Genomic DNA, 17,560 nt, shown 5'->3' with positions numbered 1-17,560 from the left:
GGGAGGCGGCGTCAGGGGCGGAAGGGGAAGCCGTACAGGTGCACCGACACCTGCTCGCGGTTCTCCGTGGCGCCGTCGGACCGGGCGGCCTTGCCGCGCTCCCGCCAGCGGCGGGTGACGGCCTCCAGCTCCTCGTTCATCTCGGTGAGTTCCGCGGGGGTGAGCTCCAGCAGCCACTCCGAGGTGAAGGCCGCGTCGGTCCACTCCTTGCCCCATGCGGCGCTCTGGCCGAGGTACGCGCGGTACTGGGCGACCCGGGTGTCCACGAGGCTGTGCGTCACCGCGCCGACGACCGCGGCGCCCTCGGGCGTGTCCGCGAAGTCCGACGTGCGGTACGCCCAGCCCTCCTCGGACGCCACCCGCCACCACCGCTCGCGCCCGTCGGAACCCTGGTCGCGCGCCTCGGCCACGAAGCCGTGCTCGGCCAGCTTGCGCAGGTGGTAGCTGACCAGCGACGGCGCCTCGTCGACCTGCTCGGCGAGCTGGGACGCGGTCGCGGTGCCCGCCGCGAACAGCAGGCGGTAGAGCTGCATCCGCAGGGGGTTGGTGAACGCCTTCAGCCGGGACAGGTCGGTGATCTGGTCGGACTTGCGCTTCGGGGCCATGCTCGAACTCTAGAACTGAAAGATAATTTGCGCAATAAATATTTCTGATCGTGGCCGCCCGTCGCCCGTTGTCCGTCGCCCGCTGCCCGCCGGCCGTTCGGCGTTCGGCGTTCGGCGCGGATCGGGTCGCGGGTTGCGGGTCGGAGCGCGGGTCGTGGGGTGCGCCGCGGACTCCGTGGAACCGTTCGGGGTCGACTCGGTGAAGTGTTCTGACGCCCCCTCGGGCGGCTCCCGCGCGGTTCCGCGCGGCCCCTGAGCCCCCGTCAGCCCATCATGATCACTCTTTCGCTCGCGGGATCAGTGCACGAATCAGACAAAACGGATAAAACGATCATATTCCGATGTACGGGATCTCTGTGGCCGGGTCGCGGGATGTGGAGGCGGTCGTTTCATGGAACGCATCATCAGGGGGTCCGGGAGCGAGCGGCCTTGGCCTCGCCGGGCGGTGACCGTGCTGCTGGGATGCGCGGTGACCGCCGGTCCCGTACTGCTCGGGCTGCCGTCCGCGGCGGCATCCGTCACACCGTCACCTGCCGCCCCACAGCTGGTGACGGGCGCGGACGCGTCCCCGTCGGCCTCCGCCACGGAGGCCGCGCCCGAGCCGTCCAAGTCCGCGTCGGCCTCGGCCTCCGCCCCGGCGTCCGCGAGCGTCTCCGCGTCCCCGTCGGCGGCGTCGGAGACCCCTTCCGCCGCGAGCGCCGCGCCCGTCCACCCGGAGACCGCGGCCCCCGCCCCCTCCGAGCCCGCCGCGTCCACCTCTGCGGCCGAGCCGACCGCGTCCACTCCCGCAGCCGAGGCGACCGCGTCCACCGGCCCGGCCACCACCTCGTCCGCCGCGCCCGGGACCCCCGTCCCGGACCCGCCCGGGACCGCCGCGCCCGCGCACCGGCCCGGCCGCACCCCCGTACGCCCCGAGCACTCCTTCGCCGTCCCGTCCACCGAGGCACCGGCCGGTCGTGGCGCCGGGGGTTCGTCCCCGGCGGCCGGGGCGCGGCGGCCGGTCGGGCAGGCCGATCTCGTGGCGAGCGCCGAAGCGATCGGCCGGGGAGAGCCGGGAGGCCGCGCGGGCGGCGCCGTGCGCGGGCCGGACGGGGTCTACGACTACCTCATCACCGCCGTCAACCACGGCCCCTCCCAGGCGACCGACGTCACCGTGACCGACGAGCTGCCCGAGTCCCTCGTCTTCGTCTCGTCCCGCGACGGCTGCACGGCGCGCGGCCGGACGATCACCTGCGGCCCGCTGCCGAAGCTCGGGGTGGGGGAGTCCCACGCCTGGTCCGTGACCGTACGACTGGCGGACGACTACGACGGCGACGGCTCGGACATCACCAACTCCGCGTCCGTCACCTCCCCCACCCACGACCCCCGCCCGGAGAACAACACCGCCTCCGTGACGGGTCTGCCGGTGAGCCCGGACTGGGGGCGCGCCGACCTCGCGCTGACCAAGACGGCCGTGCTGGCCGAGGGGCGCCGCTGGGTCCGGCCCGGGGAGACCTTCCGGTACCGGATCACGGTGCGCAACCAGGGCCCGGGCGTGGCCCGCCAGGTGCGGGTGAGCGACCCGCTCCCCGGTGAGCTGAGCTTCGTCGCGTCGTCGGACGACTGCGCCCCCGACGAGGCGAACGCCCGCACGGTCCTCTGCCCGTCCCTGGACCGGCTGGCGCCGGGGGCGTCGGTCTCGTACGAGATCACCGTGCGGGTCGCCAAGTCGCTGCCGCGCCATCTGCGCCAGATCGACAACATCGCGTCGGTCACCTCCGCGACCCGCGACCCGGACGAGTCCAACAACCAGAACGCCTCGCACACCACCGGCCCCGACGGCGGTCCGCTCTATGTGAAGCCCTGGCAGGAGCCGGACGGCGAACTGCCCGACACCGGCAGCGACGTGCCGGACTGGCTGGGCTGGCTGGCCGGTACGGCGGTGGCGGCGGGCGCCGTCCTGGTGACCGCGGCGCGCCGCCGCACGTCCGGGGAGCCCAGGCGATGACCCGTCGGTGTGCCGGGGGACCGGCTGCCCGTGTGCGCCGTCTGACCACGGTCCTGGTGGCGTTCGCGCTGGTGCTCGGGCTGGGCGGGCTGCTCCGGCCGGCGACGGCGGGCGCGCTCGCCGGGGCGCCCCGGGCGCTGACCTTCCCCGTGCGCGAGACCTTCGACAACGGCAACGACGTGGGCACCGCGACCGGGAGCGCCACTTACCAGAACGGCTGGCTGCGGCTCACGCCCGCCACGGCCTCGCAGGCCGGGTCCTGGCAGATGAAGGACTCCTTCTCCACCAGCCTCGGCATCGTCGCCGAGTTCACCTACGCCACCTACGGCGGCAGCACGTTCGACGGCAAGCGCGGCGACGGCATGGCGTTCTTCCTCGCCGACGGCAGCGCGTCCACCGGAACGGGCGCCCTGGGCGGTGCGCTCGGCTACGCCTGCGCGGGTTCGTCGACGCGCTGCACCTCCAACGGTGTGCCGGGTGCCTTCCTCGGCATCGGCCTCGACGAGTTCGGCAACTTCTCGTCCAACTCCACCGGTGCCAGCGGCCCCGGCACACAGGCGAACAAGATCGTGGTGCGGGGCGGTGGCAGCGGTACCACCGGCTACCGCTTCGGCACCTCGGCCAACGGCCCCGGCGGCACCGTGGAGACGGGCAGCCGGGCCAACTTCCGCACCGTCCGGATCGCCGTCCAGCCCAAGAACGGCAAGCCGATGCTGTCGGTGTGGTCGGACTCCGGCCCGGGCACCGCCCTGACCAGCCTCATCAGCGACTACGACGTGTCCGCCATCACGAACCAGCCCGCGCTCCCCTCCACACTGAGGGTGGGTTTCTCCGCCGGTACGGGCGGCGCCACCAACAACCACGAGGTCGGGGACCTCACCATCAACGTCCCGGCCAACCTCACCATCAGCAAGACGGGCAAGCCGAGCACCGTCGGCGCCGGCACCGGACCGGTGACGTACACCGTGACGGTCTCCAACAGCGACGCCAACGACGTGACGGGCGCGGTCGTGAAGGACGCGGTGCCGGGTCTGACCGGGGTGCGCTGGACGTGCGCCGCGAGCCAGGGCAGCGCCTGCGCCAGGGCCTCCGGCACCGGAGACCTCAACACCACGGCGGACGTGCTGCGCAACGGCACCGTCACGTACACCATCACCGGCACCGCCCCCGCGCAGCCGACGACCCTGACCAACACGGCGACGGTGACCGCCCCGACCGACCGGATCGACACCGACACGGCCGACAACTCCGCGTCGGCGGTGACCACCGTCACCGCACGGGCCGACGCGTCGGTGACCAAGGAGGCCCTCGGCACCGGCCCGGTGGCCCCCGGCGAGACGTTCGACTACCGGATCACCGCACGGGACAACGGCCCCTCGGACACCAGCAACGTGCGGACGACCGACACCCTTCCGGCCGGGCTGACGTTCGTCTCGTCGCCCGACGGATGCACGGCTTCGGGCCGCACGATCACCTGTCCCACCGTCGCCCGCCTGGCCGCCGGCGCCTCGCAGTCGTGGACGTTCCGGGTCCGCCTCGGAGCCGCGTACACCGGCGACGGCACCGACCTCGGCAACACCGCGACGATCACGCACGACGTCACGGACCCGGACACCTCCAACAACACCAGTGCCGCCGTGCTGCCCCCGGGCGGGGTCCGGCCGCCGCAGGCCGATCTGGCCGCCGTCAAGAAGACGACCACCACGGCCCGGGTGGCACCGGGCGAGAGCTACGCCTACACCGTGACCGTCGTCAACAACGGCCCCTCGGTGGCCCGCGGGGTCCGGGTCGTCGACCCGTTGCCCGACGCGCTGACGTTCCTCTCCTCCAACGACGCCTGCGCGGTCAAGGGCACCACCGTCACCTGCGGCCCGGTCGCGACCCTGACTCCGGGCTCCCAGGTGTCGTGGACGTTCCGGGTCACGCTGGACCCGGCCTACAGCGGTGACGGCACCGACGTCCGCAACACCGCGACGGCCGCGGCCGACACGGCGGACCCCGACACCACCAACAACAGTGGCACCGCCACTGTGCCGGGCGGCAAGGTCAAGCCGCCCACCGCGGACCTGGAGTTCGCCAAGCAGGCCGACTCTCCCGCCTGACCCGGCGTCCCGCCCGTCCGGCGGGCCGCCGCCCCACACGTCCGTACATCGGTGTACGGCGACCGGAGCACGAACGGAAACGATGCGAGATGAGAACGACACGACGTCGTCGGCGCCGCTGGCTGGGCGCCTCGGCCGCCGCGCTGCTCTGCGCACTGCCGCAGTGGTCCGGGCTGAGTCCCGCGTCCGCCGCGGTCACCCCGCCCGGCGGTCTGATCACCTACACCCTCACGGCGAAGAACAACGGACCGTCCGTGGCGCGCAACGCGACGGCGACCGACACCCTGCCCGAGGGCATCACGTTCGTCTCCTCCGCCGACGGCTGCACGGCCTCCGGGCAGACCGTGACCTGCGGGCCCGAGGCGCAGCTCGGCGTGGGCCAGAGCAAGAAGTGGAAGTTCGTCGCCCGGCTGAGCCCTTCGTACCAGGGTGACGGCTCGGACCTGGGCAACGCGGCGACGGGCACCTCGGAGGCGACCGACCCGGACCCGGACAACAACAAGCCCAAGCCGGTCATCCCGCCGGGGCCGTTCACCCCGCAGTCCGACATCTCCACCGTCAAGACGGCCCTGGGCAGCGGTCCCACGGTGCCGGGCCAGGAGTACGAGTACGAGATCGCGGCCTCCAACGCCGGGCCCTCCGACGCCCGCAACGTCACGGCCACCGACACCCTGCCGGACGGTGTCACCTTCGTGTCCTCGGGCGACCCGTGCACGGCGTCCGGCCAGAAGGTGACGTGCGGCCCGCAGGCCAGGCTGGTGCCCGGCGGGACCGCGAAGTGGACCTTCAAGGTGAAGCTCAGCTCCGCCTACGAGGGCGACGGCTCGGACGTCCACAACAGCGCCACCAGCACCTCGGACTCCAAGGACCCCGACCTCACCAACAACACCAGCACCGCGGTGCTGCCACCCGGCGGGGTCACCGCACCGCAGGCCGACCTGTGGGCGGCCAAGCAGCCCGTCACCACCACGCCGATCGCCCCGGGCGAGACCTTCGAGTACGCGGTCACCGCGCACAACGATGGCCCCTCAAGGGCGAAGAACGTGAAGATGACCGACGCCCTGCCGGCGCAGCTGGCCTTCGTCGACTCGGCGGACGGCTGCACCGCGAGCGGCCAGAACGTCACCTGCGGCCCCCAGGCGGTACTGGAGCCGGGTGCCTCGCGCACCTGGAAGTTCCGGGTGCGCCTGGACTCCAACTACACCGGCGACGGCAGCGACATCCGCAACACCGCGACCGTCGGATCCGACACCAAGGACCCGGTCCCGGCCAACAACACCAGCTCGCCCGCCGGAGTGCCGGGCAGCAAGGTCAACAAGCCCACGGCCGACCTGGCGGTGACCAAGACGGCGGTCGGCGACACCCCGCCGACACCGGGCACCACCTTCGACTACAAGATCACGGTGACCAACAACGGCCCGTCGGCCGACGCCTACAACGTGAAGCTCACCGACAACCTGCCCGAGGGGCTGTCGTACGTGGCGTCCAACCCGAGCGGCTGCACCGTCTCCGGGCGTGCCGTCTCCTGCCGGCGCACCGCCCCGCTGAAGGTGGGGGAAACCGTCGACTACTTCCTGACGGTGAAGGTGGACCCCGCCTACCGCGGCGACGGCAGCGACATGAAGAACACCGCCCAGGTCACCGCCGACAACATCGACCCGACCAGCGAGAACGACACCTCCACGGCCACCCCGCCGGGCGGCCGGATCAACCCGCCCTCCTCGGACCTGGCCATCGTGAAGAAGCCGGTCACCAACACACCGGTCGCGCCCGGCGAGACCTTCGAGTACTCGGTGACCGTCACCAACAAGGGCCCCTCGCAGGCGGAGGAGGTCAAGGTGACCGACACCCTGCCGACGGCGCTGAGCTTCGTGTCCTCGGACGACCCCTGCACGGCGGGCCACGACGTGGTCTGCGGGCCGCGGGCGACCCTGGCCCCCGGTGCCTCGGTGACATGGGTGTTCAAGGTGAAGCTGGCCGCCACCTACACCGGTGACGGGTCCGACATCCAGAACACCGCCACGGTGACCTCGGCCACCGCGGACCCGGTGACGGACAACAACTCCAGCACCACCGGCCCGCCCGGCGGAAGCGTCAAGAAGCCCACCGCGGACCTGGAGGTGACCAAGCAGACCCCTTGATCCACGGTCCCACCGACCGGGGGCGGGCCGCACGCGCGGTCCGCCCCCGGCGGTGTGTCAGTCCGCGATGTCGATGTGCATGTTGAACCGCACGCCGCAGATCTTGACCAGCAGATTGCCCTGCACCTTGCGCTGGGCGAGCGTCCCGCCGACGGAGCCCTTGCCGAGAGCGGCCTTGTCCTGGGGGGCGTGGCTCACGAACTCGGTGAACACACCGCCCCCCGCCAGCCCGGACGCCAGCCCCCACTCGCCGCGCAGCTCCCCGTAGGCGTCGGCGTCCATCGGGGTGCCGCCCAGCCCGAGGTTGACCCGCTCGCCGCCGACGTACGCGTCCGCGCACTGCTTGAGTATGGTGCCCACCAGCGAGCCCTTGAGCTTGTAGTTCACCTTCACGGCGGCCAGCAGTCCGCTCGGGTCCGCCGCCAGCTTGGCCGCGCGGGCGTCCCTCGCGCCCGACTTGACCATGTCTTCCTTGTCGCTGTCGATGGTCTTGCGGGCCCCGGCGAAGCCGAGCTCCTTGTCCTGGGCGATGTCGATGGAGGAGGCCCACTTGCGGGGTTCCACCCACTCGGGGTCGAACCCGATCTCCTCGCAGTATTCGATGAGGTCCTGCTCGGCCTCTTTCGGATTCTTCGCGTACCGCGGCATACGTCCTCCCGAAGAGCGGGTGCGTCTCGGCGTGGCGGGGTACAACGTGGCACGTGTCGCACACCCCTGTCAGCCCTTGTCGCGAAAACGGGAGAGGGGTGTACGACCGGTACGTATGTGGCGCGCGCGGAACGGAAACTGAGGGAGCGTCAATACTGCCAATGGGGTCGTCCGCTCACCATCCGGCAGTAGATCGTCCGCCCGTTCGCCGCGTCCGTGGACCGCCCGAGATCGGCCTTGCGGCAGAACTGGCCCGCGTTGTAGCAGTTGCCCGCGTTGGAGACGATCTCGCAGCTGCCGGAGTGCGCGGAACCGGTGGCCTTGGCGCTCGCCCGGCCGCCCGGCGCCGGGGGCCTGGGGGTGTGCGGCTTGGTGGGCGCGGCGGCCGGGGTGTGCGGCTTCGCGCTGGTGCGGCTCGGCGTCGGCGTGGGAGTGGCGGAGTGGACGGAGGCGGTGGGCGTCGGGGTGGGGGAGGGCGAGGCCGCGGGGGTGGACTTCGCGGTGATCGACGGTGGCGGCGGGGCCGCGCCGGAGTCGCTGTCCTGGCAGCCCGCCAGGGTGAGGACGGCCGCCAGGGCCGCACCGAGGACGGCGGCTCTGGCGCGCCGAGAGCGGGAGGGTCTGGATATGTGCATGGCGGAGCACTCCTGGTACGGGAACGGAACGTGCACGCGGCGACATCACTCGCTCGCGCCGCGTGACAGGCTACGCGCCCGCACCCCGCCGCATCCGGCGAACGGGCCCGTAACTACGGGGGTTGAGGGTCCGTCAGATTCGCCGAGTCCGCCGAGTCCGCCGAGTCCGCCGAGTCCGCCGAGTCCGCCGAGTCCGTCTGGTCCGCCGGGTCCGGGGGCGGCGGTACCGAGAAGCCCGGCGGGATGCCCATGCGGACCGCCCGGGACGAGGGGTGGGCGATGGCCCGGGTCGAGGGCCCGTCCTCGACGCCGGGGCCGTGGCGCAGCCGGAGCGCCTCCGCCATGAGCCCACGCGCCCGTACCCGGTCGCCCAGCGCCCATTCGACCTTGGCGATCAGACGGTAGGCGTAGCTGAGCGCGGCGGGGTCGTCCACCGTCGCGAAGCGCTTGAACGCGAGGTCGGCGTCGCGACGGGCCCGGATCGGGTCTCCCGTTTTGCGCAGGGCCTCGGCCGCCGTCGCGAAGGCGTGGGCCGCCCCCTCCCGGTCGCCGCGCTCGTCGAGCAGCCGGGCCGCGCGACGGGCCGGTTCCACCGCGTCCCGGTGCCGCCCGGCGTAGATGCGCAGCGCCGCGAGGCCCACCAGCGACTCGGCCCGCAGGCCCAGGTCCCCGGACTTCTCCGCGAGCGAACCCGCCTCGGTCTGGAACCGCAGGGCCTCGTCCACGAGATCGGCGGCCAGCGCCTGTTCGGCGAGGGACATCAGGTGGCGGGCGCGCGCGGCGTCGTCCAGCGGCGCCCGCACCTCGGCCCGGAGCAGCGCGGCGGCCACCTCCTGGCGGGTCGCGGACGGGGTGACCACCGCCGGTGCGGCGCGGTCCGGCGCGGCGCCCAGCAGGACCAGGGCGGCCCGGGCCAGCGCGGTGCGGGAGCGGGCGGCACCGGGGCCGTCCTCGCGGTCCACGGCGGACGCGTACCGGAGGGCGGCCTCGGCCTCCTCCCGGGCCTCACCCGGCCGGGACTCCGCGTGCAGGGCGCCGGCCACGGCGCAGCTCAGCTCGGTGGCCGAGCTCCACCGGTCCTCGCGCGCGGCCCGGGCCGCGGCCCGCAGTTCGCCGAGGGCGGCGGCCCGCCAGACCGGGTGGGAGCCGTCGTCGGGGGCGGACTCCAGCCGGCCGCGCAGATGCCCGTAGAGCGCGGTGCGCCGCTCGCTCTCCTCGGCGGGGGTGGTGCGCGAGTAGCTGCGGTACAGGTCGTGGAAGGCGTAGCGGTCGCCCGCGCGCTGGAGCAGCCCGACGTCCACGAGCTCCTCCAGCATCAGCCCGCAGATGCCGGGGGAGAGACGGCAGAGCGCGGCGGCGGAGTGCCGGTCGAAGTCCGGCCCCGGATGCCCCGCGCAGTTCTGGAGCACCCGCCTCTGCTGGCCGCCGAGGGTTTCGTACGACACGGTGAACGCGGTACGGACCCGGTCGTCGTCGGAGTGCAGGTGCTGCAGCGGCCGGTCCGACTCCCGCATCGCGTCGAGCAGCAGATCGGGCGGGGTGCGGCGGAGCCGGGCCGCGATGGGGCGCAGGGCGAGCGGGAAGCAGCTGAGCAGCTCGGCGATCTCGGCGAGTTCGCCCTCGTGCCCGGTGAGTCCGCTGATGTCCTGGAGCAGCGCCACCGCGTCGGCCACCTCCAGCGGGGCCAGCGCGTAGCGCCGCACGCGCTGGGGCGGCAGCGCGTCGGTGAGCGAGGAGCGGCTGGTGATCAGGAGCAGCGCGTCGTGCGGCACCCCGTCGCCGGGGGAGGCGCCCATCGGGCCGTTCACGTCGTCGAGCAGGGTGACCGGGACGCCGCCCGTCATGGTCTGGTCCCCGCCGTCGGTCAGCCGTCGGTGCAGCTCGGCCGCGAGCGCCGACTTGCCCACGCCGGGCGGCCCGTGCACGACCAGGGCGCCGGGCCCCTCGGCGGCCCGCGCCGTGAGCTCCCGCAGCTCGCGCTCCCGGCCGAACAGCCGTGTGGCGGGCCCCGGTTCCGGCGCGCCGGAAGCAGGGCCCGCCCCGGGCGCGGCCGACGCGGTGAAGGCGGCATTGTGGAAGACGGCGATCCGCTCGCCCGAGTTGTGCGCCCCGATCTGCGGGTGCTGGGGGTGTTCGCGCGCGCTGAGCGTCCGGTGCAGCCGGGCGTGCAGGGTCCCGAAGTCGAGCACCGGCCCCGCCTCGGGCACGCCCGAGCGCAGCAGCCCGAGCAGGGCGCCGGTGAAGGCGGACAGCTCCTCGTCGGCCATCGAGTACGCGACCTCGGTGGCCGCGCTGGAGGTGAGCACGCAGACGCCGTCGATGTCGGCGGCCCGCTTCAGCAGCGCCTCGCGGGAGCTCATCCCGCCCTCGACGGCGGTGCCGCTGAAGCAGCAGTCCAGGACCACGGCGCACTTGAGGCCGTGCCGCCGGTGTGCCGCGCGCACCTCGTCGCGCACATGGGCGTAGGGCAGCGCGCGCCACATCTGGTGCTCGTTCGAGTCGTGCAGGGCGAGATGGAGTTCGGAGAGCCGGTCGGGGTGGAGCAGGCCGTGCCCGGCGTAGTAGACGAGCAGGGTGTCGGTGGCCTCGCCCACGGCGTCGCTGATGGCGCCCATGACGGCGTCGCCGTTGGCCTCGCCGCCGAGCACCCGGCAGCTGTCCGGGCGCAGCCCCCACACGGCGTCGTCGCACAGCGCGTCCCGCAGGGCCGTGATGTTCCTTTCCACGGCGGGGAGTTGGGCGAGTCGGCTCCCCGGCGAGTAGCGGGGCACGCCGATCAGTACCGCCCGCGAGGCCGCGGGGTCGGAGAGCAGCGCCGTCATGTGCCGGACTGCTCCGTGCGGGCCCGCAGGACCTCGATGACGTCCTCCGCCGTGCCCTCGAGGACGGTGCCGTCGCTCTCGGTGATCCGGACGACCGGCCGCTGCACGCCCCGGGGGCGCCGCCAGGCGGCGGTGGTGACGAGCAGTCCGATCAGCCCGACGGCGCTGTTGGCCACGGCGGTCACCGTGTCCACCGTCCCCATGGTGGTGACCGGTGGCGCGGCCGTGCCGCCGGGCTCGATGGTGACGCCCGCCCGGGCGACGGAGGGATCGCGCAGCAACCACCCGGTCAGGGCCGTGGCGCCCGCGGCGCTCCCCGCGCTGATCCGTACCTCGGCCATGCGGCTCCCCCGTGGATCACGTGATCGGCATCCGTGCAGCAAGGTCAGGATCCCACCTCCACCCGGCCGATGGGCAGACTTCGACGCGTTTTCCCGGGCCGGTGGAGTCCGGGTCCCGGCGGCGGCCGGGGCCGCGGGCGCGGACGGTGCGACCGTGGCGGACCCGGCAGGTGTCGCGGGCCAGGAGGTGAGGGCGCGGGTGACGCTCCCGCGGGGACGGGCGGGGACTGCGGGGTACGTGCGGGTATAACAGACCCCATGGCGTACGACGATGACGCACCGCGAACCGCCAGGTCCGGCGGGGCCGGGCGCGGCCATCCCGGTGAGACCTCCGGACTCGACCGCGAGGCCGACGAAGTGACCGTCGCCGTCATGGCCGCCTCACGGCTGCTTGTCGCCGTCTCCGCCCGCGCCCTCGCGTCGATCGACGACGCCATGACGCTCCCGCAACTGCGCGCCCTGGTGGTCCTGGAGAGCTGTGCGCCGCTGAAGCTGGCGGCCATGGCGGACACCCTGGGGGTCAACCCGTCCACCGCCATGCGGATGGTCGACCGGCTGGCGGCGGCCGGTCTGGTCGACCGGGCCCCCAATCCCGCCAACCGCCGCGAGGTGGTCCTGCGTCCGACCGCCGAGGGGTGCGCGCTGGTCGAGCGGGTCATGGCGCACCGGCGGGCCGAGATCGGCGCGCTCGTCGCCCGGCTGCCCGCCGAGGAACGCGCCGGACTCGTACCGGCGTTGCGCGCGCTCACCCGTGCGGCGGGGGAGCTCGCCGTGGACCCCTTCGCGCAGGTGCGCCGCATCGGCGGCCTCGTCGCGGACCCGCTCGCACCGGGGCGGTAGCCGGCTCGGGCGCCGGATCGCGGGGGAGGGGTGGAGCGGGGGTGCGTCGTGTCCCGGCCAACTCCTCACCGGTACACCCCCGGGCGGCCCCGCCGCTGCCACACTGAGGTGCGCCTCGCCGACGCCCCCTCCCGGCGAGGCGTCCACCGCCGACGGGCCCGCGCGGCCTGCGGGAACGGCGGGTTCCGCTCCACTACGGGCGGCGCCCCCACGCGGAGATCATCGGGGCCGTGGTCAGGTCGAGGCGGCCCGACTCGACATGGGCGAGGTGGTCCTCGATCTCCTGCTCCGTGGCCAGCCCCGCCGCCAGCAGTTTGTCGCGGACCTGGCGCACGGTGGCCGCTTCCAGGACGTCGCAGGCCGGGGACGTGACGGGGAAGTGGGCGTCGGCGGCGACATCGGCCAGCCCCGCCTCCCTCAGCAGGCGCGGGAGCTTGCGCCCGTAGGCCAGATCGGCGCCGCGGGCCGCGAGCAGGGACCGGAAACCGGCCCGCAGCCGGTTGGCCAGGGCCTGCTCGGGACCGTACTCGTCGAGGCAGATCAGCGGCTGCGCCGCCGGATCGGCGTCCTCCAGCAGCAGCCATCCGCCGGGCCGGAGGGCGTCGGCCATGGAGCGCAGGGCCCGCTCCCGGTCGGTCACGTGGACCAGCACCAGACGGGCGTGGACGAGGTCGAAGCCGTGCGCCGGGGGTGCGTCCCGGCCCACGTCGTGGCGCAGCACCTCGACGACGCCGCCCGCGGCGCGCGAGGCCCAGGAGGTGTCGATGTCGGTCGCCAGGACCCGGCCGCCCGGCCCGACGCGGTCGGCGAGCCAGGACACCACCGAAGGGCCGCCCGCACCCACCTCCCAGCACCGCCATCCCGGGGCGATGCCCAGGCTCTCGATGTGGCGGAAGGTGGTCGGGTCGAAGAGCTCGCCCAGCGCGTCGAAGCGGGTGCCCGCCTCCCGCTGCGCGTTGTCGAGGAGATAGCCGCGGTCGTCGGGGGAGCCGGGGGCGGAAGGCGTCATACCGCGATTGTCCCCCGCTCCCGTACGCCCGGGAGGAGGTCGCGGGGCGAGCCGGTGGGGTCCGACCCCTGGGGGGTGTCGCCGGGCCGGGTCAGCCCAGAGTCGTACGAGGTTTGCTCCTCGCGGCGTACGAGAAGGGCGATGCGCGCCCCGAACAATGGAAGCAACGGCAGCGCAAGCACGACCCAGCACATCTCCCGAGGAGCACACGACCATGGCCGCGACCGGAAACACCCCGAGCCCCCGCAGACGCACCCGCGCCCGTACCGTCGGACTCACCGTCGCCGGGGGCGCGGTCGTGGCGGCCTTCGCGGCCGTGGTCGTCGTTCCCGCCGCGGTCGACTGGTTCGAGAACCGCCACGACCTGGCCTCCTCGTACGCCACCGGCAGCAAGGCGAAGGCGGACCGCGAGTCGGTGCCGCGCTGGCTCCCGGACGATGCCCGGGCCGTCGAGTACGCGATGAAGACCACCGGCGGGGACCGCCTCCTCAAGGCCACCCTGCCCAAGGGCGGGCTGCCTGCCGCCTGCACACCGTTCAAGGAGTCGGCCGCGCCCCGGCCCCCGGCCCTCAAGGCGGGCTGGTTCCCGAAGAGCGCGGCCAACCCCACCGCGCGCTGCGGCCTCTACTACGTGTACGCGGAGGGGGACACCCTCTACGCGTGGCAGGCCCACGACGACTGGGTCGCGTCGAACAAGCGGGAGCGGGGTGACAAGGGCTGAGGGTGCGGGACGCGGGCGGGGTCGCTCCCGGGCGGGCGGTCACCGCCCGGAATACGGTCACTGCCCGCCGGGCCGCCCCCTCCCGTCGGGCCGTCCCCTGGCGCCCGGCCGTCCCCGCGCCCGGCAGACGGTTTACTGCCCGGCGGGCGAGACCGCGACGCAGCCGCCCGCCGTCGCGAGGCTCTGGCCCTTCTCCTCCTTGAGCACCTTGCCCTTGTAGGTGATCCTGCAGGTGACGTCCGTGCCGGACGGGTCCACGGCCACGGGCATGACCGCGGGCGGCATGATGCCGCGCAGCGTGACGGTCTTCTTCCACGGCAGCGCGGGCTTCTCGACGGTCTCGATCCTGGGCTTCATCGCCTCGCCGCCCCCGCCGTGGAAGTCGATGGAGTCCACGCCCTTGCCGGTGACCTCGTAGGTGACCTCATACGTGTCGCTCACGACCTTGTCGACCTGCTCGGCGGCCTTGTCGGCCGCCTTGTCGGCGGTCCCGGAACAGGCGGTGAGGCCGATGGCGAGCCCGGCGGCGGCGAGCGTGCCGGCGGCGGCGCGGAAGGTGCGCTTCAAGGGTGGTTCTCCCGGATCAAAGCGGAGTAAGTGGTTCAGGCGTGGTGCGCGCCCCACCAAATCGTAAAGAGAAGGTAAAGTCAAACCGTTCGCGTCCGCCTCGCCGGGCCGTGAAGGGGCCCCGGAATCACACCTCGCCGGTGAACTCCCAGGCTTCGAGGTCGCGGTAGCGGATCGGCCCGGGGCCGCGGCCGATGTTGCTGCCGACCAGGTGCAGACGCCCGGCGGGCCAGGCGCGGCCGGTGAAGCCGGCGAGCGCGGCGGCCGTCTCCACCACCCCCGGGGGCTCGGCGCGGCGGGCCCGGGCGAGCGTCAGATGGGGGCGCAGGGGCCGGTCCGCGAAGGGCACACCGCACTCCTTGACCACACCGCGGACCGCGTCGGCGAGCAGGTGCAGCCCGTCGAGGTCCCCGCCGATCCCGCTCCACAGCACCCGCTCGTCGAAGTGGCCGCCGCCGCGCAGCGCCAGCCGTACGGGCGGGTGCGCCGCCGCGAGGGCCGCGAGCGGCGGTCGCAGCAGGGGGACGGTGGCGACCGGGAGCTCGCCGAGGAAGGCGAGGGTGATGTGCCAGTCCTCGACGCGGTTCCACCGCAGGCGCGGATGCGCCTCGTAGGCGGGGAGCAGCGCCCGCTCCAGCTCCGCCTTGGCGTCGTCGGGCGGGGCGAGGGCGATGAATATCCGGATGGTCGCGCCCGGCACCTGGTTGTCCACGAAGGACTTCGTACCTGGTCCGGGGCGGTCCTGTCACATTCCGCCGCGAGCCGGGCACGGGTGGGCGCGCTGTCCTCGCCCGCTTCCGGGCCTACTTCCGGCGCGGGGGCCCGTCGAAGGTGGCGAGCGGCGGGACGGGCTTGGCGGGTTCGTGGTGGAAGCTCTCCTTCAGCCGTCCGGAGGGCCACAGGTTGCCCCGAGGGGTGCGGGCGAGCACCCACTGGCCCGGGTGGGGCACTCCCATGACCTCCACCGACAGGGGAGTGTGCGCCCCTCGGGACGAAAGGCGCCTGGGCAGACCGCCGAAGAAGCCCGGCGGCAGGGCGAGCCGATAGGTGTCGTCCCACAGGTAGGTGCGCTCGGTCGCCGGAATGGTCACGGGCACCCCCATGTCGGAGACGGCGGTGTACGCGGGTTCCGTGCGGGTGTTCACCAGCATGCGCTGGATCGGCAGCTTGGGGAGCTTGAGGCACTCCCTGATGTGGAGATGGACCCAGACGAGGTTGCCGGAGAAAACCGTGCTCAGCCCGCTGAACAGGGCGAGGAGGAACGGATACACCGGTATCTGGCCGGGGACGGGCGGGGTGAGCACGTGCACGATCAGGGTGACCGACAGGGCGAAGACGGCCAGGGAACCCGCCAGCGTCCACGGCATGCGCGCGAGCCTGCGGTAGTGCCGGTCGTGCGCCTTGAGGACGGTGTGGGTGGCGTCGGTCTGGGTCGGTTGCGGGGTGGTGGGCCAGGTGCCGGTGGCGCGCGCCTTCTCGAAGCTGCTCAGCTGCTCCGCCGGCCAGGTCACGGTCCCCGCGTCCCCCGGCAGGGCGAAGCGGACGTCGCCGCTCGTGCTCACCGTACCGGTGAGCCGTGCCCGCTTGCGGTGGTATCCGAGGGGCTCGGCCGCGAACCACCATCCCGGCACCTCGCCTCCGCTCTCCGCGGCGAGGAGGGCGTCCCGGTACACGCTCAACGTTCCTCGCGCGTGGGGCAGCAGGACGTGCACGACCCCGGTGAAACCGCATTCCACGGGCGGGTGTTGGTGGGACCCCCGGGGCGGCGCGAACACGGGTGAGGTGTTCAGCGGGGGTTCGGGCGCGGGCTTACCCGGGGGCTCGGCCGCCGGTGGCGCGGGAACGGGTCTGCGCGCCAGCGGCACGTTGCCGGTCTGTCCGTCCACCTTGAACCCGGGCCGCTGGCCGCAGCCGCGCAGCTGAGCGTCCACGTAGGTGTGGACCTGCTGGGCCGTGACATGGCCGCCGAGCCCCACCGCGCCGTGCCGCAGCGCCGCGACGAGGTGGCCGGTGAAGAGGCTCGGCTCGCCCTCGACGGCCGCGTCCCTGGCCAGCTCCCGCCGTCCGCAGCTGCTCAGGACGAACCGGCCCCGGCCCGCGAGCGGGGCGGCCGTGTCGGCCCCCTTCGAGTCGGTCGCCCGCCCGCTGAAGCAGCAGTCCAGGATCACGATGATGGCCCCGGCGGCGCACCGGTCCATCAGGTCGTTGATGTCCCAGTGCCGGACCGCGGTCGCCCACATCCGCTCGACCCTCGTGTCCCTGGCGCACAGGTAGAGCCTGCCGTCCGCGTCGAGCTGGCCGTGGCCGCTGTAGTAGAGGAGCAACCGCTCGTCCGGGTGGGCGTCTTCGAAGAACTCCGACATGGCCACGTCGACCTCCCGCTTGAGGCCGTCGGGCAGCTCCGTCACGTGCCAGGGCAGCCCCACCTCGGGATCGGTCAGCGCGGCCTTGAGCTCTCTGAGGTCGCTCGTCGGCCCCCGCAGCGGCTTCAGCGCCGACGCGTCCTCGAAGTCGGCGTTGCCGATCAGCAGGGCGCGGTACGGCGGTCGCGCCCCGTCCGGCGGCCCCTCATTCAACGGAACCGCCGTCCGCCGACGCGTCACCCGGCGACGCGGGCTCTTCCCCGGCCCCGGCGCGAGGGAACACGGCGCGCAGCCGGGCCTCCGTGGCCGCCCGCAAGGTGGCGTTGTCGCTGTTCTTGGTGGTGACCGTCAACTCGCCCTTCACGCCGTCCTCGTCCCAGGTGAGATGGACCGCGCGGTCGCGGCTGTACCTCAGCCAGCCCAGGACGATCGCCACGACGCCGGTGACGGCGGCGGGGAGGATCTCCAGGACCACCTCCGGCGGCCCGCCGCTCTTCGTGTCCGGCTCCGCGGCCATGTGCCGTGTCCTCAGCGGGACTTCCCCGCCCAGCTCCCGCAGGAGCAGACGGACCTGGGCGAGCCATCTGTCGTCGTCGGCGTCGAAGCGGTCGCTGGTCGCCGTGATGGATACGTGCAGCTTCTGCACCGTGCACCACCCCCCGCAGGGAGGTTACTGACGCGGGGGCGACCGCGGGGCCGATTCGGGGTGATGTACGGCGGCACACCGTGGTGCGCCGGGTGCGCGCGCCGGGCGCGCGGCGGCCCCTCGGCGACCGCGT

At 73.7% G+C, this 17,560-nt stretch carries 15 protein-coding genes; 5 read left to right on the top strand and 10 right to left on the bottom strand.

From position 1 onward, the window contains the following. Positions 1–11: 11 nt before the first annotated feature. The gene (locus AB5J87_RS02795; RefSeq protein ID WP_369373515.1) at positions 12–605 is read right to left on the bottom strand and encodes an ArsR/SmtB family transcription factor; all 594 of its coding nucleotides are present in this window, start codon (positions 603–605) and stop codon (positions 12–14) included. A 391-nt stretch (positions 606–996) separates the two neighbouring features. Between AB5J87_RS02795 and AB5J87_RS02790 the strand changes: the two genes are divergently transcribed. The 3 genes from AB5J87_RS02790 to AB5J87_RS02780 all read left to right on the top strand — a co-directional run bounded on the left by AB5J87_RS02790 (position 997) and on the right by AB5J87_RS02780 (position 6,835). Further along, positions 997–2,592 (top strand): hypothetical protein, encoded by a 1,596-nt coding sequence (locus AB5J87_RS02790; RefSeq protein WP_369373513.1) that lies wholly within the window; start codon positions 997–999, stop codon positions 2,590–2,592. Between the two features lie 32 nt (positions 2,593–2,624). Beyond that, positions 2,625–4,694 (top strand): hypothetical protein, encoded by a 2,070-nt coding sequence (locus AB5J87_RS02785; protein WP_369373511.1) that lies wholly within the window; start codon positions 2,625–2,627, stop codon positions 4,692–4,694. Positions 4,695–4,783: 89 nt separating this feature from the next. Further along, positions 4,784–6,835 (top strand): DUF11 domain-containing protein, encoded by a 2,052-nt coding sequence (locus tag AB5J87_RS02780; RefSeq protein WP_369373509.1) that lies wholly within the window; start codon positions 4,784–4,786, stop codon positions 6,833–6,835. A 57-nt stretch (positions 6,836–6,892) separates the two neighbouring features. On the opposite strand, the gene AB5J87_RS02775 is transcribed toward AB5J87_RS02780, so the two are convergent. The 4 genes from AB5J87_RS02775 to AB5J87_RS02760 form a co-directional block, all read right to left on the bottom strand. Continuing rightward, complete coding sequence (locus tag AB5J87_RS02775; protein ID WP_369373507.1) at positions 6,893–7,483, bottom strand: hypothetical protein; 591 nt, start codon at positions 7,481–7,483, stop codon at positions 6,893–6,895. A gap of 149 nt (positions 7,484–7,632) precedes the next feature. Continuing rightward, positions 7,633–8,118, bottom strand: coding sequence for a hypothetical protein (locus tag AB5J87_RS02770; RefSeq protein WP_369373505.1), 486 nt, complete (start codon positions 8,116–8,118; stop codon positions 7,633–7,635). A 113-nt stretch (positions 8,119–8,231) separates the two neighbouring features. Further along, complete coding sequence (locus AB5J87_RS02765; RefSeq protein ID WP_369373503.1) at positions 8,232–10,940, bottom strand: AAA family ATPase; 2,709 nt, start codon at positions 10,938–10,940, stop codon at positions 8,232–8,234. Beyond that, positions 10,937–11,281 carry a hypothetical protein gene (locus AB5J87_RS02760; protein ID WP_369373501.1) on the bottom strand — a complete coding sequence of 115 codons (345 nt, stop codon included), beginning with the start codon at positions 11,279–11,281 and terminating at the stop codon, positions 10,937–10,939. The genes AB5J87_RS02765 and AB5J87_RS02760 overlap by 4 nt, the downstream gene beginning before the upstream one ends. Positions 11,282–11,653: 372 nt before the next feature. Between AB5J87_RS02760 and AB5J87_RS02755 the strand changes: the two genes are divergently transcribed. Further along, entirely contained in the window at positions 11,654–12,121 is a 468-nt protein-coding gene (locus AB5J87_RS02755) for a MarR family winged helix-turn-helix transcriptional regulator (RefSeq protein ID WP_369383336.1), read from the top strand. 193 nt (positions 12,122–12,314) lie between these two features. Here AB5J87_RS02755 and AB5J87_RS02750 read toward each other — a convergent pair whose 3' ends face one another. Then, positions 12,315–13,130 (bottom strand): class I SAM-dependent methyltransferase, encoded by an 816-nt coding sequence (locus tag AB5J87_RS02750; RefSeq protein ID WP_369373499.1) that lies wholly within the window; start codon positions 13,128–13,130, stop codon positions 12,315–12,317. 214 nt (positions 13,131–13,344) lie between these two features. Here AB5J87_RS02750 and AB5J87_RS02745 point away from each other — a divergent pair, with 214 nt between their 5' ends. Continuing rightward, entirely contained in the window at positions 13,345–13,851 is a 507-nt protein-coding gene (locus tag AB5J87_RS02745; RefSeq protein ID WP_369373497.1) for a hypothetical protein, read from the top strand. Between the two features lie 132 nt (positions 13,852–13,983). Here the strand turns inward: AB5J87_RS02745 and AB5J87_RS02740 are convergent, their stop codons facing one another. From AB5J87_RS02740 to AB5J87_RS02725, 4 genes are all read right to left on the bottom strand, one after another. Beyond that, complete coding sequence (locus AB5J87_RS02740; protein ID WP_369373494.1) at positions 13,984–14,418, bottom strand: MmpS family transport accessory protein; 435 nt, start codon at positions 14,416–14,418, stop codon at positions 13,984–13,986. A gap of 127 nt (positions 14,419–14,545) precedes the next feature. Continuing rightward, the gene (thpR, locus tag AB5J87_RS02735; protein ID WP_369373491.1) at positions 14,546–15,130 is read right to left on the bottom strand and encodes an RNA 2',3'-cyclic phosphodiesterase; all 585 of its coding nucleotides are present in this window, start codon (positions 15,128–15,130) and stop codon (positions 14,546–14,548) included. A 91-nt stretch (positions 15,131–15,221) separates the two neighbouring features. Further along, positions 15,222–16,994 carry a caspase domain-containing protein gene (locus tag AB5J87_RS02730; RefSeq protein ID WP_369373489.1) on the bottom strand — a complete coding sequence of 591 codons (1,773 nt, stop codon included), beginning with the start codon at positions 16,992–16,994 and terminating at the stop codon, positions 15,222–15,224. Then, positions 16,987–17,427 carry a hypothetical protein gene (locus tag AB5J87_RS02725; RefSeq protein WP_369373487.1) on the bottom strand — a complete coding sequence of 147 codons (441 nt, stop codon included), beginning with the start codon at positions 17,425–17,427 and terminating at the stop codon, positions 16,987–16,989. The genes AB5J87_RS02730 and AB5J87_RS02725 overlap by 8 nt, the downstream gene beginning before the upstream one ends. Positions 17,428–17,560 lie beyond the last annotated feature (133 nt).

The organism is Streptomyces sp. cg36 (assembly GCF_041080675.1).
Classification (GTDB): domain Bacteria; phylum Actinomycetota; class Actinomycetes; order Streptomycetales; family Streptomycetaceae; genus Streptomyces.
This window is presented reverse-complemented; position numbering and strand designations above follow the sequence as displayed.

Coding starts and splice junctions, on each gene's coding strand:
- AB5J87_RS02795 (WP_369373515.1), bottom strand. CDS start 605: ATGGCCCCGAAGCGCAAGTCCGACCAGATCACCGACCTGTCCCGGCTG.
- AB5J87_RS02790 (WP_369373513.1), top strand. CDS start 997: ATGGAACGCATCATCAGGGGGTCCGGGAGCGAGCGGCCTTGGCCTCGC.
- AB5J87_RS02780 (WP_369373509.1), top strand. CDS start 4,784: ATGAGAACGACACGACGTCGTCGGCGCCGCTGGCTGGGCGCCTCGGCC.
- AB5J87_RS02775 (WP_369373507.1), bottom strand. CDS start 7,483: ATGCCGCGGTACGCGAAGAATCCGAAAGAGGCCGAGCAGGACCTCATC.
- AB5J87_RS02770 (WP_369373505.1), bottom strand. CDS start 8,118: ATGCACATATCCAGACCCTCCCGCTCTCGGCGCGCCAGAGCCGCCGTC.
- AB5J87_RS02765 (WP_369373503.1), bottom strand. CDS start 10,940: ATGACGGCGCTGCTCTCCGACCCCGCGGCCTCGCGGGCGGTACTGATC.
- AB5J87_RS02760 (WP_369373501.1), bottom strand. CDS start 11,281: ATGGCCGAGGTACGGATCAGCGCGGGGAGCGCCGCGGGCGCCACGGCC.
- AB5J87_RS02755 (WP_369383336.1), top strand. CDS start 11,654: ATGGCCGCCTCACGGCTGCTTGTCGCCGTCTCCGCCCGCGCCCTCGCG.
- AB5J87_RS02750 (WP_369373499.1), bottom strand. CDS start 13,130: ATGACGCCTTCCGCCCCCGGCTCCCCCGACGACCGCGGCTATCTCCTC.
- AB5J87_RS02745 (WP_369373497.1), top strand. CDS start 13,345: ATGGCCGCGACCGGAAACACCCCGAGCCCCCGCAGACGCACCCGCGCC.